Origin of the sequence: Pseudomonas inefficax (genome assembly GCF_900277125.1) — a bacterium.
Taxonomy (GTDB): Bacteria; Pseudomonadota; Gammaproteobacteria; order Pseudomonadales; family Pseudomonadaceae; genus Aquipseudomonas; species Aquipseudomonas inefficax.
Window position 1 is genome coordinate 1 of sequence record NZ_OPYN01000231.1, and the last position, 2,058, is coordinate 2,058.

Sequence of the window (2,058 nt, forward strand, 5' to 3'; positions counted from 1 at the left end):
CGACAAGCTGGCCGACCGCCTGGCTGTAGAACGCTGGCTGGCCGGCAAGACCGATGTCTGGGTGCAGCCAAAGGTCGATGGCGTAGCGGTCTCCCTCATTTATCGACAGGGCCGGCTGGAGCAGTTGATCAGCCGGGGGGACGGCGTGCAGGGGCACGACTGGAGCCGCCACATTCCCCAGCTCCACGCCATCAATCGGCAGTTGCCCCAGGCCATCGACCTGCAACTGCAGGGCGAACTGTACCTGCGCCTGGACGCGCATGTGCAAGCCCAGGCAGGCAGCGCCAACGCCCGAGGAACAGTAGCAGGGCTGCTGGCTCGCAAGCAGCTGGGTCGTGAGCAAGGCGAGCGCATTGGCCTGTTCGTGTGGGGTTGGCCGCGCGGCCCCGAGCAGCAGGCCGAACGCCTCGCGCAGCTGGCGGAACTGGGTTTTGCGCACAGCCGGGATTACAGCGTCGCCATAGAAACAACGGACGATGCGGCGCACTGGCGTGATTACTGGTACCGCTCACCCCTGCCCTTCGCCACCGATGGCGTAGTGCTGCGCCAAGGCGTCCGGCCACCGGCCGAGCGCTGGCAGGCCAAGGCTCCCTATTGGATTGCGGCGTGGAAGCACCCGTACACACAGGCCTTGGCCGAAGTGCGCGAAGTACGCTTCCGCGTCGGCCGCACCGGTAGGGTCACACCGGTCTTGCACGTGCTGCCGGTTACCCTGGATGACCGGCGAATCACCCAGGTGAGCGTGGGCTCGCTGGCACGTTGGCTCAAGCTCGACATCCGTCCCGGTGACCAGGTGGCCGTCAGCCTTGCCGGGCTGACCATCCCACGCCTGGAACAAGTGGTACACCGCGCCGCCGAGCGCCAACCGGTGACCGCACCAGCGCCCGGCCAACATCATGCCCACAGTTGCTGGCAGATCAGCGAAGGCTGCGAGGACCAGTTCATTGCCCGCCTCACCTGGCTCAGCGGCAAGCAGGGGCTGGCCCTGCCGCGCACCGGCCCCGGCACCTGGCGCCGGCTGGTGGCTGCCGGGCTGGTGACTTCGATGACCGACTGGCTGCATCTGGACGCCGAGCGCCTAGGCCAGGTAACCGGTATCAGTGACGCAACGGCTGCGCAGTTGCTCGGCACTTTCGACCAAGCCCGCTCACGGCCCTTTGCCCAATGGCTGCGCGGGCTGGGCGCACCCACACCCACCGGCATGCAGGTGACAGGCGACTGGCTGGAGCTTGCTGCCCGCACCAACCTTGAATGGCAAGCCATGCCCGGTATCGGCGAAAAGCGCGGGCAACAGCTTGCAGGATTTTTTGCGGCCACCGAGGTGCAAGCCATTGCAACGCAGCTGGCCAAGGCAGGGATCGACGGCTTCCGGCCCGACAGGCAAAGCATCAAGCAATGATTGTTTACCAATTTACTCGTAGGAAAATCCTGAGATTAAGCCGGAAAAGCCCAACAAGGGTTTCTAAATGGGCAAAACCAAGGCAGGATTTCCCCCAACTTTTGCTGCCCCGCCCCGTCAAGGAGGCTTTTCATGAAACGTATTTCGACCCTTTTCCTGCTTGCGACACTAGGCCTGGCCGCTGGCGCCGCACAAGCCGCCCAGCCAGATGCCGGCCTGACCGGTTGCGCCGCCAAGCGCAGCGCCATCGAGAACCAGTTGAAGATTGCCCGTGACCACGGCAACAGCCACCAGGCCGCAGGGCTCGAAGAGGCACTGCGAGGGGTCGACAACTGCACCGATGCCGGCCTGCGCAAGGAACGCGAGCAGAAGGTGCTCGACGCTCGTCACGAAGTGGCGCAGCGGGAAAGGGACTTGAAGAAAGCCGAGAAGAAAGGCGATTCGGAGAAGATCAACAAGCGCAAGGACAAGCTGGCCGAGTCGCGCAAGGAGCTGCAGGAAGCGGTAGAGGATCTCGACCGCTGAAGCTCCGACCGGGCGAACGCGATCATTGTAGGAGCGGCCTTGTGTCGCGATAGGGCTGCGCAGCGGCCCCAGGATTTCAGCTGATGCACAAATCGCCGGGGCCGCTTTGCGGCCCATCGCGACACAAGGCCGCT

The 2,058-nt window shown here is 64.6% G+C and carries 2 protein-coding genes; both read left to right on the forward strand.

The genetic code is table 11. The features are described 5' to 3' along the window. Nucleotides 1–1,399: NAD-dependent DNA ligase LigB (ligB, locus tag JV551A3_RS28840; RefSeq protein ID WP_133979335.1), on the forward strand; the 1,399-nt coding region annotated here is incomplete at its 5' end. A gap of 132 nt (nt 1,400–1,531) precedes the next feature. Further along, complete coding sequence (locus JV551A3_RS28845; protein ID WP_133979337.1) at nt 1,532–1,924, forward strand: DUF1090 domain-containing protein; 393 nt, start codon at nt 1,532–1,534, stop codon at nt 1,922–1,924. The last annotated feature ends 134 nt before the right edge of the window (nt 1,925–2,058 follow it).